Below are 16,468 nucleotides of genomic sequence, written 5' to 3' on the forward strand. Positions count from 1 at the left end.
AGACTCCTCTCGTTATTTAAAGTTGGTTTGACGGCCATCTTCTATTATAACGTTTGGAGTTTTTTTGGATACAACTCTAAAAGTTTCGTTTGCACACAGGCAGAGCCTGTGGTTTAAAAAGATTAATCAAAAAATCCGCCAGCCGTATATCGGTTGACGGATTTTTACTATTTATCACGGATTAACAGCCAGTTAAGGCCTGATTCGTTCAACTAACAATTAGTGGAGGTTTTCACCCTTCCCCCACTGATTGAAGTTTCTACTTTATTATTCTTCATTTGGGTCATCACTGCCACGATAGCGATGATACGGCAGGATGTTCCACTTACGGTAGCTCATTTTTTCATGGTGGAAGATGGTTGGCAGATCATCCAATATTTTCTTCGCAACTTCCAGCTCACGATTGGCCTCTTCTTGATCCTGATACATAAATTCATCAGAAGCTTTTTTCGGCGCACGCTTCACTTTTTCTTCCAGGTCTTCAATAACCATCGACTGCTGATGATGCAGATGTTCTCTGGCCTCTGTAACCCAATCCGCATGCAAGCCACGGTTTGTATCACCAACGGAGCTAAATTCATTAAACACCTCTTGATACACACGGTCCGCATTCGCACGAACATCCAAGTTGGCTTCCTCTAGATCAAAGTTCGTTAGCTCTTCAACATCCAGTGGCCTACTGCGCTTTCGTCCACCAAGTCGTGTCCTTTCCAAATAATACGGGAACATGCTTTTAATCGTTTTACCAACCGGAGCAATGGACGTATCATTTTCATCCAGACCTTTTGGTTGAACACCCTGAATCGCAATTCGAGCAGACTCCGGACGAACGATTTCCTTTGGAGGCATAATGCCATGACGCAGCATTTCCCGAATACCCGTTCCAGAAATATTGATGCGATATCGCTCATCATGCGGACAGGATTGCTCGGTCGCTGGCGCATCACAACGCGTACAATAGAACACTTCATGGAATAAGCGGACATCAATCCCTAATTCAGAAGGTTTGAATTCATCAAAAATAGTATGACTCGCATATTTATCATAGAAATCCCCTATTCCCGCATGGTCTCGACCAATTAAGGCATGGGTACAGCCATAGTTTTTCATAATCAGTGCGTGCAATACGGTCTCCCGTGGCCCCGCAAAGATATAGGTTACGCGCAATGGCGCAAGGATTGACCGCTTCTTCGGATAATATGTTTCCAGCACACTCTTATACGAAAGCATCCGGAATTCATGGCGTGTATATTCCCGCTTCGCCATTTCCACAAGTGGCTGAATCAATAGACCATCAATTTCCTCTAAGGCATTTTTATGAATGTATTCATGTCCGCGGTGTAATGGGTTTGCACCTGTAATAAACCCTGCAGCGGAACGAAATTTCTTTTCTTCATAAAACTCATGCCATGTATCCTTTGGCTCCAGACGCAGCTTTTCAAACGGCCCCCAATTCACTCGCTTCAATAAGCTAATCGGTCCACCTAAAGCTACATCCCCCATTCGACGATAGATGGCATCAACGCCAGGGTGATTTCGGTCTGTTGTACCGAATAAATGGGATGCACGATATTTCTTGTCATATGCGAAAATATCATCAATCTCCATTAATGCGACTGGTTCGCTGTTTTCATCGGTTAAAACGATTTCATCTCCAACAGATAATGTACTAATTATTTCGGAATTCCTTCTTCCTGTAGGAGCAAAGCTTAATGGAACCGGCCATACTAAACCATTTTCCAATCGCCCATTCTCCAATACAGATTTATAATCCCCTTCATTCATAAAGCCTTCATTTGGTGAAAGCACCCCTGTTGCGATCATTTCCAATGTAATAACCGCTTCCATATCAACCATAATACATGGTAAATTCTCTGCCCGTTGCAGTGCTTCTTCTAATGCTGCCCCTTTAAGCACTTTATCAATTAATTCACCGCCATGTGGTTGCTGCGGATATTTTGCAAAGCTGCTTTTTTCTATAACCTTTGTCATATTCTCTCTTCCTCCCTATGCTTGATTATTTAACAAAAGCGAATTAATAAAATGAAATCTTTATTCCGAATATTACCATAATACGCACTTAGATGAAACCGTTATCTTTCATTTTATTTATTATTTTTAAATTTATAACTAGTTTCCCATGTGAAAAAATAGGCATTTGGTAAGGGTTAGAGGAGCTTCTCAGTCGGCTGATGAGGGCTAAAAAAATTTTTCGTCCATGTGATTGGAATAGATTGTTTTTAATATAAACAAAGTATAAATTTCTAATTATCTTTTTATATTTTCTTAAATGCTCGTAAAGCCTTATTCTATGTGCTTTCGAGTATTTTTACTGTAGGAAGATACTTCACGTTTCTTTGCATATTTCCTCATGTCTTAGCTGTCAGAAGTGGTAAATAAGTAGTAAATTCATTTGTACTACTAAGCAACAAGACGCTCCTGTTGCTTCTCTTTATTCAAGCGTTTCATTTCTGCCATTGCAGAATCGAATGTTGCATGTGCGTAATAGTTCAGCGTCATGGCTATATTAGCATGTCCCATAATGTACTGTAATGCCTTTGGATTCATTCCTGCATTTGCATAGTTGGTACAGAATGTATGTCGCAAACTATGTGGAGTGATGTGTGGCAATTTATCCTCGTTATACTTATTGTATTTCTTAACAAGACCTTTCATCATGCCGTTGTAATCACTTGCCACTTTTGGATAGTTCTTTCTATTAAGAAAGAGGAAATCACTATATCCATCAATCTCAACACGCTTATCATTCTTTCGATTCGCTAACACTCGCTTAAATGCTTGATAGGCTTCTTCAACCATAGGAACTTGACGTTCGCCACTTTTGGTCTTTGGTGTTTCAATGTAGTACCCAATTTCAGTATCTCTCAATAGCTGATGGTCTATATTGACAAGACGATTCTCAAAATCTAAATCTGGAAGTGTCAAACCACCAAACTCTGAAATACGAAGACCTGTTTTTAAGAGTATCAGAATTTCATCATAATTTTTGCTGTAGGTTTTATCAGCTTTTGCAAAGGCTAACAGTTTTTCTTCCTGTTCTTCTGTTAGTACGGTCTTAGGGACAGTATCATCATCAAGAACTGCTTTCAGTTGAAAGTCAAATGGATTCTTCCGAACACAATCATCTTGTATAGCAATATAGAATGAAGCCTTTAAAGAACGTTTGTAGTTATTGATGGTTTGATAAGCATAACCATTTTCACTCATTCTAATAGCCCATTCTTTAGCGTCTGATGGCTTAATACTGTCAATACTTCTTACACCTAACTTGTCTTTCTTCAAAATATCCATAAGATATTTGCGTCCAGTTTCAGTGTTTTTTCTAACCTTTGGTCTTTGAGCGTTCTGTTTTGCGTAAAGCTGGCAGAGTGTCATTTTCTTTCCTACAACATCAATACCATCATGAATGTCTTTCTGTAACTCTGCGATTTTCTCTCTAAGTGAGATACAATCACGCTTTCCTGCTGGTACTCGGTCTGTAGCCACAAGTTTCCACGAGTAAACAAATTGCGGTTCTCCAAATGAATCTATATATTTGTATAAGTATCTTCCGTCTTTTCGTTGGCTCTCTCCAGTCTTTAAGATTCGACCTTTATTGTCACGTCTTTTTTCTGACATGGCATTTGCTCCTTTCCTTTATGGAAAGAGCCTTGATACGACTTAATACTATTTTATCATATACAAGACCCTTTGGCGACGCTAGATTGCGTCCAATGTATCTATAATTTTTTCAAATTGTTTTCGTTTAATCTGAATACGATTGCCATTCATAATCAGCCAATTTGCATTTTTATTTTCCTCTGCCAAGCGTCGTAGCTTGTTTTCGCCAATACGAAAATATTTTGACGCTTCTTCAATGGTTAGGGTATAACGTTCCCAAATAGGAATGTCAGTCTGCTTCATAAAATCCTCCTTTCCAAATCACTTATTTGGATTTCATAAAAGTTGTTTTACCAGCAATCGAACAGCTTTAGCAAAGCTCACGGGAGTTCCACCCCTGCATGGTTCTCATGTAGCCATACTCATTGCCTGCGACGGTTTTATCACGCTCGGACTATTGACTGTATGGGAGTATCATTATCACGATAAGAATGTCGTTGCAGGCAATCCTGCTAAAGATTGCTTCTCGGATCACTAACATGAATCGCTCGCTATCTTTATAAGATAGGTCATGGCGGTTAGTTCCGTTGGCTCTTTTCTTATCGAAACGTATTCGATTACTTTTATTCAGTTTTCAAAGAACAATGGCTCGTTAGCCTATCAAAACACATTGAAAGCTCAATATGCTTTGGTGGAATAACAAACCTCCCTGTTCGGGAAGCGTGGAATGGTTTAGCACGCTTCCACGAAAGGAGAGAGGATATTACTTAATTTCAAATGACAAAATCTTTGTAATCAGTCTGGTTTCCATTCTTCCACGTAAGACTTCATCAACGACCATACTTTGATTGCCATATTCATCTTTCATAAGTCGTAGGGAACGCTTCGTTATGTACCCTCTGTAATGATGTAGAATCTGGTTAATCGCTTCGGTATCGCCATCTGTTGCCTTTACAATGAGAGGAAAGGGAATCATAGGATATTGTGTTTTCATTCTTCAAATTCCTCCATAAACTTTTTAATTAAGGCTAGTCCACTGGTTCTATGCCGATAGACAGTAGAACGGTTCAATTTCAACAGGTCTGCAATTTCTGAATCGCTCATGTCCATAAAGTAAAACAGCAGTAGAATTTCACGTTTCTTGTCTGGCAACTCACGTAATGCTTCACTCAACAAATCATTTTCAACGCCTACTGATAACCCATTGAGTGTAAAAATCTGAAAGTCAGTTGAATAGTTATCTGTTGTCGCAAACTGGCTAACAAGATAATCGCCAACATCCGAAAAGGACACCTCACGCTTTGCAATCCTTGAAAGATAAAGCATATAATTCTTTCGCTCGTCTTCCATAGCACGTTTACAGATATAGTCAAACTGATTTTCTATTGTGGTCTGAAAAGAAGATGGTTTCATGTTTCTCACCCCCTTTCTGTCTAGGAAAGGAAGTGAGCCTTGCTCGTTTATCTCCTTTCACTCTTAGTCCCAATGTGAAAGGGGGATTTGTTGCATTACTGATAAATAAACTTTGTAAAAAAGTTCTGAATAGCCAAAAAAGCATATAAACAGATTTATTTCTCTGTTTACATGCTTCTGTTATTCTATCTATATGATTTATAAAACCACATTGGTGGACGTACTTATCTATTGCAGATAGACGACTTTTTTTGACAAGAACCCAATGTAAGGAAATTTATTGTATATGATGTACTTCATGGCGACGTTGACCTCCAACAAACCGCCATTTGGAAGTAATATACAATATTTTAACAGCGTAAATAGCACTACCATATAACGGTTTTTTTTATTGGCGTTTAGTAGTGCTTTTTACTGAGATTCTACGTCAGTACTTTATAAACCACCCTCAAAGCATTGATAAATATACGTTCCTTCAAAATTCAGCTTTCACCCATTGGGTGAAAGAAAAATGCTCAAAAATGTGTTGAATTATCAGCTTTTATGAGTCGATATATGGTACAATAATAGTAACAAAAGCAGCAGAAAAAGGGGTTTAAATTATGATTAATAAAATTGATTTCACAGCTAAGAATCTAACATCAAATGCAGGTCTTTTTCTTCTCCTTGAGAACGCAAAAAGTAATGAGATTTTTGATCTAGTTGAAGATGACCTCGTATTTGATAATGACTCCACAAATAAAATCAAGATGAATCATATAAAGACGATGATCTGTGGTCACTTTATTGGTATAGACAAGCTAGAACGTCTAAAGCTCCTTCAAAATGATCCACTCGTTAATGAATTTGATATTTCCGTAAAAGAACCTGAAACAGTGTCACGATTTTTAGGAAACTTCACCTTTAAGACAACACAAATGTTTAGAGACATTAATTTTAAAGTCTTTAAAAAACTGCTCACTAAAAGTAAATTGACATCCATTACGATTGATATTGATAGTAGTGTAATCAACGTAGAAGGTCATCAAGAAGGTGCATCAAAAGGATATAATCCCAAGAAACTAGGAAACCGATGCTACAATATCCAGTTTGCATTTTGCGACGAATTAAAAGCCTACGTCACCGGATTTGTAAGAAGTGGCAATACTTACACAGCTAACGGTGCATCTGAAATGATCAAAGAAATAGTAGCCAACATCAAAACAGATGATTTAGAGATTTTATTTCGAATGGATAGTGGCTACTTTGATGAAAAAATTATTGAAACGATAGAATCTCTTGGTTGCAAATATTTAATTAAAGCCAAAAGTTATTCTACGCTTGCATCCCAAGCAACGAATTCATCGGTTGTATTCGTTAAAGGTGAAGAAGGCAGAGAAACTACAGAACTGTTTACAAAATTAGATAACTGGGAGAAAGACAGAAGGTTTGTTGTGTCTCGCGTACTGAAACCAGAAAAAGAAAGAGCACAAATATCACTTTTAGAAGGCTCTGAGTACGAATACTTTTTCTTTGTGACAAACACTACATTGCTTTCTGAAAAAGTAGTTATATCCTATGAAAAACGTGGCAATGCTGAGAACTATATTAAAGAAGCCAAATACGACATGGCGGTGGGTCATCTTTTACTTAAATCATTTTGGGCAAATGAAGCGGTGTTTCAAATGATGATGCTTTCATATAACCTGTTTTTGTTGTTCAAGATTGATTCCTTAGAGCCTTCAGAATACAGACAGCAAATAAAGACCTTTCGTTTGAAGTATGTATTTCTTGCAGCCAAAATCATTAAAACCGCAAGAACTGTAATTATGAATTTGTCAGAAAACTATCCGTACAAGGAAGTGTATGAAAAATGTCTGGTATAATAAAGATATCATCTTGAAAATCGAGTGTTGCTCTGTGGATAACTTGCAGGGTTTAATAAGTATCTTTACTCCAAAGTTGCAATCAATAATTTATTGAAAAAGATTGAAAGGTGGTGGTAAATAATGTTACAATGTGGGAGTATCAGTTTAAATTCTTCGTGAAATAGTGTTCTTTTAAGCTAATAAAAAATGCACGTGGAATTTAGGATATAGAAAATCTTGAGGATACAGAAGCATACTGGGTATATAGCTCAGAAAGTCTTCAGGTACGAAAGAAAAATGAGGTATGGATCATAGACTGGCCGGAAAGCGAGAGCTATGAGATGGGACCGATGAGTATAGCCTGGATAATGTGGCATATCATATATTGGTGGTCAACTGCATTAGATTACAACTTTGGAAGCGGCTCAATGAAAAAAGATGATGTTCTCTGGCCGGGTAGTATAGAAAATGCTAAAGAAGTCATAGAATCCCTGCACGAGAAATGGGTATCTAAATTAAGTGAGTTATCTGACGCGGACTTTCAAATGAATCAGCATGCAAAATGGCCATTAGAAGATAGGAACTTAGCAGATACTGCACTTTGGCTAAATGCAGAATTTATGAAAAATGCAGCAGAGATAGGTTATGCAAGATTTTTATATGGAAATAGCATGAAACAAAAATGAATTAACTATAATTGCTAAATTCTTATTTACAGTCAATCAGATTTTTGATTAAAGGGAGTAGAGAAGACATGACAACTTATACTTTCGACCAGGTAGAAGAGGCAATAGAGCAGTTATATCCTGATTTTACTATCAATACAATAGAGATTTCAGGAGAAGGCAATGACTGTATTGCATATGAAATAAACGGGAATTTTATTTTTAAATTTCCAAAGCATTCAAGAGCTTCGATTAATCTCTTGAATGAAGTAACCGTACTCAAAACAATCCACAATGAATTATCACTACCCATTCCCGAGGTGGTTTTTACAGGAATGCCATCAGAAATGTGCCAAATGTCTTTCGCAGGTTTTACAAAAATTAAAGGAGTACCTTTGACACCTCTTCTACTCAAAAATCTGCCGAAGCAATCTCAAGATCAGGCAGCTAAGGACCTGGCCCGATTTTTAAGTGAACTTCACAGCATAAATATCTCTGGATTCAAAAGTAATCTGGTATTAGATTTTCGAGAGAAGATAAATGAAGATAATAAAAAAATCAAAAAGTTACTATCCAGGGAATTAAAGGGTCACCAGATGAAGAAAGTGGATGATTTTTACAGGGATATTCTAGACAACGAAATCTACTTCAAATACTATCCTTGTCTTATTCATAACGATTTCAGCAGCGATCATATTTTATTTGATACCGAAAAAAATACCATTTGTGGAATAATCGATTTTGGAGATGCAGCTATTTCTGATCCCGACAATGATTTTATAAGTTTGATGGAAGATGATGAAGAGTACGGCATGGAATTCGTATCAAAAATATTGAACCATTACAAACATAAGGATATACCGACAGTTTTGGAAAAATATATGATGAAAGAAAAATACTGGTCGTTCGAAAAGATTATCTATGGAAAGGAATATGGTTATATGGATTGGTATGAAGAGGGATTAAATGAAATCAGAAGCATTAAAATTAAATAGATATTTAATATAAAGGACTGCTAATGTACTCATCAATAGCAATCCTTTTTTAGAATCCGGAATCTTTTTTATTTTATTTCTAATGCCGAGGCAAATAAATCTACACAGGAATCGATTATGAGAAAACAGAGAATTATACCGAGCTTCATCTAAGAAGTTATAAAAATGATATTTATTTGTCTTCGCAGGATTATAAGATCAAACTTAAAATCAGAAACGAAAAAAAATATAAATATGAAGAATTAATAAATAAACCGGGTGTTTGGTTCCAACGCACTAAACATAATTTATGGGAGTTAAGATCGAATAATCCTTATATTTGTATAATTTAATAATAGTTTGAAATAAAATTGAGGTGGCATGTTTTTATGCCACCTCTTTTAAATGGAAAGAATGTGTATTGCCAATCGAACATACGTTCGCTATAATCTAATTACAGTTCGCCAGTAAGCGAATAGAAAGGAATTTCGTTATGTATGATGAAGAGCTGAAATTTGGTGAGTTTATTCTTGAAAGACGAAAAGCGCTAGATATGACCGGGAGAGAACTTGCAAACAAGTTATCCATTTCAGCAGTTTATCTATGCGATATTGAAAAAGGTAGAAAAGCAGCATTAACAGATGAGACACTTGAAAAACTTAGACTGGCACTTTGTTTAAATGAAGTAGAAGGCGAACACTTTTATGACCTGGCTGCGATTGCTAGAAATACAGTGAGTGCAGATTTACCGTTTTATTAAATATAAACCTATAAACCATATAACACGTTTTTCTATACCTGTTTTTAATTCAGTAGGAACAATAAAATGTATAGAGGTGGTCTACTATGCGTAAAAAAGAAGATAAATATGATTTTAGAGCCTTTGGTTTAGCCATTAAAGAAGCTCGATTGAAACGAGGTTTAACTCGTGAACAAGTGGGAGCATTGATTGAAATTGACCCACGGTACTTAACTAATATTGAAAATAAAGGGCAACACCCCAGCATACAAGTTCTTTATGACCTTGTATCGTTACTTCATGTTTCCGTTGATGAATTTTTCTTACCTGCTAATAACTTGGTAAAAAGCACCCGACGATTACAGATAGAGAAATACATGGATAGCTTTACAGACAAAGAACTATCCTTAATGGAATCTTTAGCCAGCGGTATCAACGAAGCAAGAAACATCGAAGACTAATTAAAAGAATCCATACATAACGGAAAGAGCCGATAAAATGAGATTGTATTAATCTCATTTTATCGGCTCTGCGTCTTTGCGTCTGGCTCTGTAATCACAGTTACTTTGAACTGCTTTATTTCAATTAAATTTTCTTGTCTGCATTTCGGACAATAGAGGGGGAATTTTTTTAATTCAGTATCTTCCCTTATCTTTAATCGTGTTTTATTTCCACATACAGGACACAATATCCACTTGTAGTTTATAATAACTATCTCCTCCTTTACACTTTAATTCAAATCTTTATTAAAAAATATTTCATCTTATTTAACAAGAAACCATATTTATATAACAACATAAAATACACTAAGTTATTTTATTGAACATATATCGTACTTTATCTATCCGACTATTTGGACGACGGGGCTGGCAAACAGGTTCACCGGTAGTAACATGGTACCCTTTTAACTCTGTTAAACAAACACTACGTCCATTTGTAAAGAAAGTTAAATCACTACGATATTCTTGAATACACCGAGCAGGGATTTCTCCACTAAGAATGACCTCATTATTTTTCAATTGAGTGTCTACGATGTTCGCACAATATTTAGGAGCATCGTTGTATGCTCGTGAAAGATATTCCTGTGGCGCATAAATTTTAAAACTAAGATATGGCTCTAACAATTCTGTTCCAGCTTTTTTTAAGACTTGTTCCAATACAATAGGAGCAAGCATCCGAAAATCTGCTGGAGTACTAACAGGGCTATAGTATAAACCGTACTTAAAACAGATTTTACAATCCGTCACATTCCAACCATATAATCCTTGTTCGCAACCATAGCGTATCCCTTCCATAACTGCATTTTGAAATGATTGATTTAAGTATCCAAGAGAAACCGAGCTCTCATACTGCATTCCACTTCCCAACGGAAGCGGTGATACAGATAAACCAATGGAAGCCCAGAAAGGATTTGGCGGCACTTCGATGTGAATGGTATATTCTGCATTTTTTAACGGTCTCTCCATATAAATGACTGTAGGCTCTTTTAGTTCTATCTCCACATGATACTTTTCTTGCAACAGTGCACTAATCACTTCCATTTGTACTTTCCCTAAGAAAGAAAGTATAATTTCATGTGTCGTAGAATCCACGTAATATCGTAGAAGCGGATCACTATCTGAGATTTCCAAAAGGGCATCAAGCAACATTTCTCTCTGTTCAGGTTTACTCGGTTCAACAGTTGTTTGTAGTAGAGGGTGCGGATTTTCAATCTTTTTTCTCTGTGGCAATAGTTTTGTATCTCCAAGAACACTATTTAACTTCAAAAACTCATTTTGCAAAATAACAATTTCTCCAGAATAAGCTCTATCAATCTTACATAATTCACCATTTATTGAAGTATACATTTCTGTAACTTTTATTTTTTCTTTTTCTGATACTCTAACCGAATCTCGTAAATGTAGTACTCCACTATAAAGGCGTATATATGCAAGACGTTGTCTTTTTTTTGTATATTCAATTTTGAAAACATTTCCGCAAAGTTCAGACGGACCTCGATGTGTTGATGAATAAAATTTATTAGTAATAACTTCTATAAGGTTATCAATCCCTATATTACTTTTTGCACTTCCATGATAAAGAGGGAACAGAGAACAATTCTGAAATCTTATGCTTTCCTCTTGTTCGAGTTCCAATGCTTCTAATGATTTACCGGACATATATTTCTCTAAAAGGTCATCGTTTCCCTCTATTACCGTATCCCATTGTTCAGATTCGGTAAAGTTCGTCACACACATATTAGGATACAGTTCTACCTTCTGTTTGATTACAATTTCGGCAGAAAGTTTCTCTTTAATATCCTGATAAACCGTTGATAAATCAATTCCATTTTGGTCAATCTTATTGATAAAAAAGATTGTGGGAATCCCCATTTTCCTAAGTGCATGAAATAATATACGAGTTTGTGCTTGTACGCCATCTTTTGCAGAAATCAGTAGAATTGCCCCATCTAAAACTGATAATGAACGATATACTTCTGCTAAGAAATCCATATGTCCTGGCGTGTCTATGATGTTCACCTTCGTATTTTCCCACTGAAAAGAGGTTATTCCTGTCTGAATTGTAATTCCTCTCTGACGTTCTAAAAGCGTATTATCCGTCCTCGTTGTACCTTTGTCCACGCTTCCTAATTCTGTAATCGCTCCACTGTTATATAATAAGCTTTCTGTTAAGGTAGTTTTTCCTGCATCAACATGAGCTAAAACTCCAATATTAATAATTTTCATGTGATTTTCCTCCATTCAAAAACCCAAAAGGGCATAAAAATCCCAGTGATAAATACTTTTATCACTGGGATTTTTATGCATAACCATAGGTATACAAAGCATACAGATATTCTCTGGATACTTTAGAATCACATGATAAAGGTATTCTTAAACTGGGTACAAAAAACTAAGCCCTCCTAAAAAAGGACATCCAATTATTTGTTCCCACTATCAAATTGACAGTTTATTTAAGAATACCTTGCCGCATATTTATTAACTCCTTTTAAATAGATACTTAAATAATAGCACGTAAGAGCATATTTGTAAAGGAATCTCCAATTTTTTATCAAAGAGAGTACGTGATTACAAAATAGCTGTAATAATGTACCAATATTTGTTATTCTATAATCTTCCAATTACTCCCGTTCTTTTCAAGTACCAAATCAAATTGAGATACCTGCGTTGCTTTGGTCTGCTGGTCGATATACTCCACTGTCAGCGATACCGTGACTTGATTATCCTTACGATTGTGAATAGGATTTACCAGTTCTTGAAAGATGTACTCTTTTCCGATTGGTTTTAATATCCCGTCATTCACATAGTAGGAAAGTTCACTGGCTGTCGCTGTAGGATAGAGCTTGAAGAACGTCGTTAAAAACTCATTGATTTCATTGGTTGTAATGGAATCAACCGTCCCCTCACTTTCAATGGCTTTTGGTTTATAACTTGATTTCTTAGGTATGTTGGTAATGGTCGGATTCTTAACCAGTACCATATTTCCAGAACCATCTACATAGACACTCACTATATAAGCAGAGTGGACGGTCTTTGTATTTTCTCCCTCTGTAATGAGCTGGTCTACACTGTAGGTTACATTAAACTCATTGTCGCCAGTTGGCTCTACCGTCCATATCTGAAATCCTCTTACAGAAGACGATACAGGAATATCTTTGCGTACTGTATCAACATTGAGAGCTTGAAGTTCATCTGTCAGATAGCCTTTTAGACTTTCCATTCGATTATCAATGGACTTATCGGATTGCTCCCATGAATAGTAGACTTTCGCAAAGTTCTCTACAAAATTTTCTACATGATGAGTATCAACGTATTCCTTTTCTATGATAGTTGTTTCGTGAATAGTATGAGTATCTATAGCTGTAAAGTGCTTGAATATCGCAAAGCTGAAACTAAGCCCTAAAAGTACCCACAAGGCAATCACAACCTTTTTATGAGGATTGACCTTATAGACACGAGGTTTCTTTTCCTTTGGTATCTGTTTTTCTTTATTCTGATTTTTTCTAAATTTCATCATTAAATCTTCCTTTCTCATTGTTTGATTCGTCCTGCTCCCACTAAATGCTGTTGCCAGTAGGGGCTTGTTAAGTCGGCATAACCGATTGGGTCGCCTGCATGAAACATACGGTTATTGCCAAGGTATATCCCAACATGAGTAATATAAGAGCCAGCGTTATAGGTAGAATGAAAGAAAACCAAATCGCCAGCTTGTGCTTCCGATAGTGGGATATGCTGGGTCACATCATATTGCTGTTGTGCGGTTCGTGGTAAGTTAATTCCAGCTTTTCCATACGTCCATTGTGTCAGTCCGCTACAATCAAAAGAAGTAGTCGGGGAAGCTCCACCGTAAACGTATCGCCAGCCCTCATATTTCAGTGCTTCGTCCATGATGGCTTGTACCGTATCATCATCAAACTCTGTTGTGACAAGATACTGCGTTACCAGTTGCACATAAAACATATTGCCATAGTTGTATCGCCAGCCCCCATTGATAGGTATGGCTATGGGATTGGGGTAAGACACTTTTTCGCCACCTGAATACTCTTTTGAGAAACTTTGAGCCAGTTCAAAGGTATATTTATTTCCACGATTAGCCACATACCCTAAGAAACCACCACCATAATTGTAGGACTGGATAACCGATTCTAAATCTACACTGAGCCTTTCGCTACTGGCTAATAATTCACTGAAATACTTCACACCTTGCTTAATGGATTCTTCTGTACTCAATGAATTAGGTGGAAGACCGAGGGATTCCGAGGACTGCATAACATCTTCCGCAGTACCGCCCGATTCCACCTGTATAATCGCAAGAAGTATGTTGACATATTCTTCAACGCCATATTCTTTGGCATATTTTTCTACCATAGGCTTATGAGCCAGCACTTCTGCGGAAACATTCACACCTCCATAATGAATATTGGAAATTCCGCTGTCCTGTTCATCTGAAAATAAAATGGCAACAAACAGAAGCAGTGAGAAGACCATCAAGAATAATCCAGAACCACCAATCACTAAAGTTTTCAACTTCATGGTTTCTTACCGACTTTCTTAATGGTGGCGGTTTTGATTGGTGGTCTACTTCTTGTATTTTGTAGTGGTACTCTTTGAACAGTAGACGGACGTTCTTTTGTGATTGGACGTTGTGAAGTTCTATCTGCTGTAGTGGTTGAAGTTGCTGGCTTTTGAACGGTTTTTTCTTGAACGGTATTGCCTTGGCGTTCCACTTTTGGACTTGAAAAATCGGACTTAACTGCTGGACGCTCTTGTTTGGCTTGTTGAGATTCCTTATATGAAGTCTGAATATTAGACTGTTTTGAGGTCTGTTCATCATGATATTGTTCTTGTCTTGTAGTCGGTCTTTCATGAACAGAAGAAGCAGGCTGTTTTTTCTGTTTGACCTGTTCCATTTCAGAGCGACGCTTCGCAATGGTTTTTCGCCTTTGTTCCTGCTGTTCCTTGCGTCCACTGGCTCTGTCCGCTTTGGTTTGAGAAATACTACTGGTTAAATCACGGACATTCTCTTTTACTTTGGATTTTCCTTGATATACTGCATATCTTGCATTGGTCGGCAAATCTTTAACCTGTTCTTTCAAACCACTAGCAGTGTCTACCATTCTGTCTTTGGTATCAGCTACTGTACCGATGGTTTGACCGATACGTTTTCCAAGTGTTGATTTTTCCTTTCCGTCTGGTCGGGAGTGATCTGCTTGTGTCCTTGCAGAACTCCCCGAACCCGACTGTCCTTTTTTACCTGTAACAATGGCAGACCCAGCCCCTAGAGTAGTCATGGAACGTCCAAGTTTCCGCTGTAGACGGTGCATGTGAGCGTGCATAAGCATACGAGGTTTTCTCATCACACGACTTCCCACACTTTGAGAATCGTTACTCTGTAGAGAAAACATACTCATTAAATCGCCCAGCTTGAAGTAGATTCCTGCAAAGGTCACAATCTGTAGAAAAGCAATCAAAAAGAACGGATAACCAGCCGATAAGGTATAGAGCATGGTTGAAATACTAAATGCTGTCGTAATAATCAATGTGATTCCAGCTCGTGTCAAAATGGTATTAAAGAGCTTTGTTATGGCTCGTTTTGACATACCATCAAATGATGGAATCATGCTTAAAATAAAGCTCACAGGCAGAAACATAGCATAGATGATAAAAAGTACCTGCGAGAAAATCATGATTCCTGTTAATAGGAATACAAATATGGAAATCCCAATATTGAAGACAAATAGGAAGAAGACTGTACCTAAACGGTTAATGGTCTTTGTAATGGTTAGATTGGTATTGCTTCTGTCTTCAATTTCTTCCGCAACAATTTTTTCTCTATCTTCGCCATTGTTGGAATCTGGGCTGGTGGAGAGCAGGCTTTCCACACGGTCAATACCGATACTTTCAATGTCTGAACTGTTGTATTGAAGCAGTAGCCACGGTTGCTGAACCTGTATGGAAAACAGGCTATCTCTGATTAAGTCCACGCTGTCCTTGCCTTGACTATCGGAATGGGGCATGACAATCTTCGTGCCAAGTGATAAACTGGCATTACTGATGTCTGATGAAAAGTCATTGATTTTTTTAATGTAGTCGGGAGCGTAGGCAATAAAGGAAGCCGATAGGATAAACACCAGCACAAAATTCATAATGGCATGAATTGCCTTTGTGGTTTCTCTCTTTATCAGTCCCGTATAGGCAACATAAACCCCAAGAACCAAAATCAAGAGTAAGAGGAATCCAACATAGAAACCCTCTGTTGAAAATCCGTTTGCACTCACACCAGCTAAGGTCTGCATATTCTTACCAATGGAATCTGCTGTAGCGGAAATGAAGTCTAAGGAATAGGCTTCCTGTACTAAGTAACCTGTCGCATTGGAAACATACAAACTGATTGTCCAAATAAAATTGGTAATGGCATATAGTCCATACATGACCTGTTTTCCAATCCCGTCCGACCAGTTCCACGGAAGCCAGCCCCAGCTATTATCCACATAAAAATCCAGTTGATAGTTTTCAAGTGGGTATCGGCTGTATTCATTTGCCACATTGACCGTATCATCTACCAAGCCCGCAGCTTGAACCACCGTTCCCAGCATGGCTAAAAGAAAAATGGCAATCACAAGTGTGAAAGCCACTGTCATTGCCACTTTACCTAGACGTTTCAGCGTCCAGTTTGATTTTATTCTGTTTACTATTGATGGTTTCACAT

General features: G+C 37.3%; 16 protein-coding genes. 5 read left to right on the plus strand and 11 right to left on the minus strand.

Going from position 1 to position 16,468, the window contains the following annotated elements; all coding sequences use genetic code 11:
- Nucleotides 1–267: 267 nt before the first annotated feature.
- The 5 genes from DX933_RS07805 to DX933_RS07830 form a co-directional block, all read right to left on the minus strand.
- Nucleotides 268–1,992: a sulfate adenylyltransferase gene (locus DX933_RS07805; protein WP_123315913.1), complete on the minus strand. Its 1,725-nt coding sequence runs from the start codon at nucleotides 1,990–1,992 to the stop codon at nucleotides 268–270.
- 429 nt (nucleotides 1,993–2,421) lie between these two features.
- Entirely contained in the window at nucleotides 2,422–3,639 is a 1,218-nt protein-coding gene (locus tag DX933_RS07810; RefSeq protein ID WP_001291561.1) for a tyrosine-type recombinase/integrase, read from the minus strand.
- 81 nt (nucleotides 3,640–3,720) lie between these two features.
- The gene (locus tag DX933_RS07815) at nucleotides 3,721–3,924 is read right to left on the minus strand and encodes an excisionase (RefSeq protein ID WP_000814511.1); all 204 of its coding nucleotides are present in this window, start codon (nucleotides 3,922–3,924) and stop codon (nucleotides 3,721–3,723) included.
- A 460-nt stretch (nucleotides 3,925–4,384) separates the two neighbouring features.
- Complete coding sequence (locus DX933_RS07825; protein ID WP_000857133.1) at nucleotides 4,385–4,615, minus strand: helix-turn-helix domain-containing protein; 231 nt, start codon at nucleotides 4,613–4,615, stop codon at nucleotides 4,385–4,387.
- On the minus strand, nucleotides 4,612–5,034 hold the full coding sequence (locus tag DX933_RS07830) for a sigma-70 family RNA polymerase sigma factor (protein WP_000804885.1): 423 nt from the start codon (nucleotides 5,032–5,034) through the stop codon (nucleotides 4,612–4,614). The genes DX933_RS07825 and DX933_RS07830 overlap by 4 nt, the downstream gene beginning before the upstream one ends.
- Before the next feature lie 602 nt (nucleotides 5,035–5,636).
- On the opposite strand from DX933_RS07830, the gene DX933_RS07840 reads away from it, so the two are divergent.
- The 5 genes from DX933_RS07840 to DX933_RS07860 all read left to right on the plus strand — a co-directional run bounded on the left by DX933_RS07840 (nucleotide 5,637) and on the right by DX933_RS07860 (nucleotide 9,720).
- Entirely contained in the window at nucleotides 5,637–6,899 is a 1,263-nt protein-coding gene (locus tag DX933_RS07840) for an IS1380-like element ISEnca1 family transposase (RefSeq protein WP_031587700.1), read from the plus strand.
- Nucleotides 6,900–7,108: 209 nt separating this feature from the next.
- Complete coding sequence (locus DX933_RS07845; RefSeq protein ID WP_123315914.1) at nucleotides 7,109–7,567, plus strand: DinB family protein; 459 nt, start codon at nucleotides 7,109–7,111, stop codon at nucleotides 7,565–7,567.
- Between the two features lie 68 nt (nucleotides 7,568–7,635).
- Nucleotides 7,636–8,541 (plus strand): aminoglycoside O-phosphotransferase APH(2'')-Ie, encoded by a 906-nt coding sequence (locus DX933_RS07850; RefSeq protein WP_032491359.1) that lies wholly within the window; start codon nucleotides 7,636–7,638, stop codon nucleotides 8,539–8,541.
- 472 nt (nucleotides 8,542–9,013) lie between these two features.
- Nucleotides 9,014–9,280: a helix-turn-helix domain-containing protein gene (locus tag DX933_RS07855; RefSeq protein WP_123315915.1), complete on the plus strand. Its 267-nt coding sequence runs from the start codon at nucleotides 9,014–9,016 to the stop codon at nucleotides 9,278–9,280.
- Between the two features lie 86 nt (nucleotides 9,281–9,366).
- Entirely contained in the window at nucleotides 9,367–9,720 is a 354-nt protein-coding gene (locus DX933_RS07860) for a helix-turn-helix transcriptional regulator (protein ID WP_001227347.1), read from the plus strand.
- Between the two features lie 59 nt (nucleotides 9,721–9,779).
- Here DX933_RS07860 and DX933_RS07865 read toward each other — a convergent pair whose 3' ends face one another.
- From DX933_RS07865 to DX933_RS07890, 6 genes are all read right to left on the minus strand, one after another.
- Nucleotides 9,780–9,947 carry a cysteine-rich KTR domain-containing protein gene (locus DX933_RS07865; protein ID WP_000336323.1) on the minus strand — a complete coding sequence of 56 codons (168 nt, stop codon included), beginning with the start codon at nucleotides 9,945–9,947 and terminating at the stop codon, nucleotides 9,780–9,782.
- A gap of 118 nt (nucleotides 9,948–10,065) precedes the next feature.
- Nucleotides 10,066–11,985 carry a tetracycline resistance ribosomal protection protein Tet(M) gene (gene tet(M), locus DX933_RS07870; protein WP_000691736.1) on the minus strand — a complete coding sequence of 640 codons (1,920 nt, stop codon included), beginning with the start codon at nucleotides 11,983–11,985 and terminating at the stop codon, nucleotides 10,066–10,068.
- Nucleotides 11,986–12,000: 15 nt separating this feature from the next.
- The gene (locus DX933_RS18715; protein WP_011058339.1) at nucleotides 12,001–12,087 is read right to left on the minus strand and encodes a tetracycline resistance determinant leader peptide; all 87 of its coding nucleotides are present in this window, start codon (nucleotides 12,085–12,087) and stop codon (nucleotides 12,001–12,003) included.
- 274 nt (nucleotides 12,088–12,361) lie between these two features.
- On the minus strand, nucleotides 12,362–13,294 hold the full coding sequence (locus tag DX933_RS07880; RefSeq protein ID WP_001224318.1) for a conjugal transfer protein: 933 nt from the start codon (nucleotides 13,292–13,294) through the stop codon (nucleotides 12,362–12,364).
- Complete coding sequence (locus tag DX933_RS07885) at nucleotides 13,291–14,292, minus strand: bifunctional lytic transglycosylase/C40 family peptidase (protein ID WP_000769868.1); 1,002 nt, start codon at nucleotides 14,290–14,292, stop codon at nucleotides 13,291–13,293. The genes DX933_RS07880 and DX933_RS07885 overlap by 4 nt, the downstream gene beginning before the upstream one ends.
- Nucleotides 14,289–16,466 (minus strand): CD3337/EF1877 family mobilome membrane protein, encoded by a 2,178-nt coding sequence (locus DX933_RS07890; protein ID WP_000804748.1) that lies wholly within the window; start codon nucleotides 16,464–16,466, stop codon nucleotides 14,289–14,291. Before DX933_RS07890 ends, DX933_RS07885 begins: the two co-directional genes overlap by 4 nt.
- Nucleotides 16,467–16,468 lie beyond the last annotated feature (2 nt).

Source organism: Ornithinibacillus gellani, assembly GCF_003730295.1.
GTDB lineage: Bacteria > Bacillota > Bacilli > Bacillales > Amphibacillaceae > Ornithinibacillus_A > Ornithinibacillus_A gellani.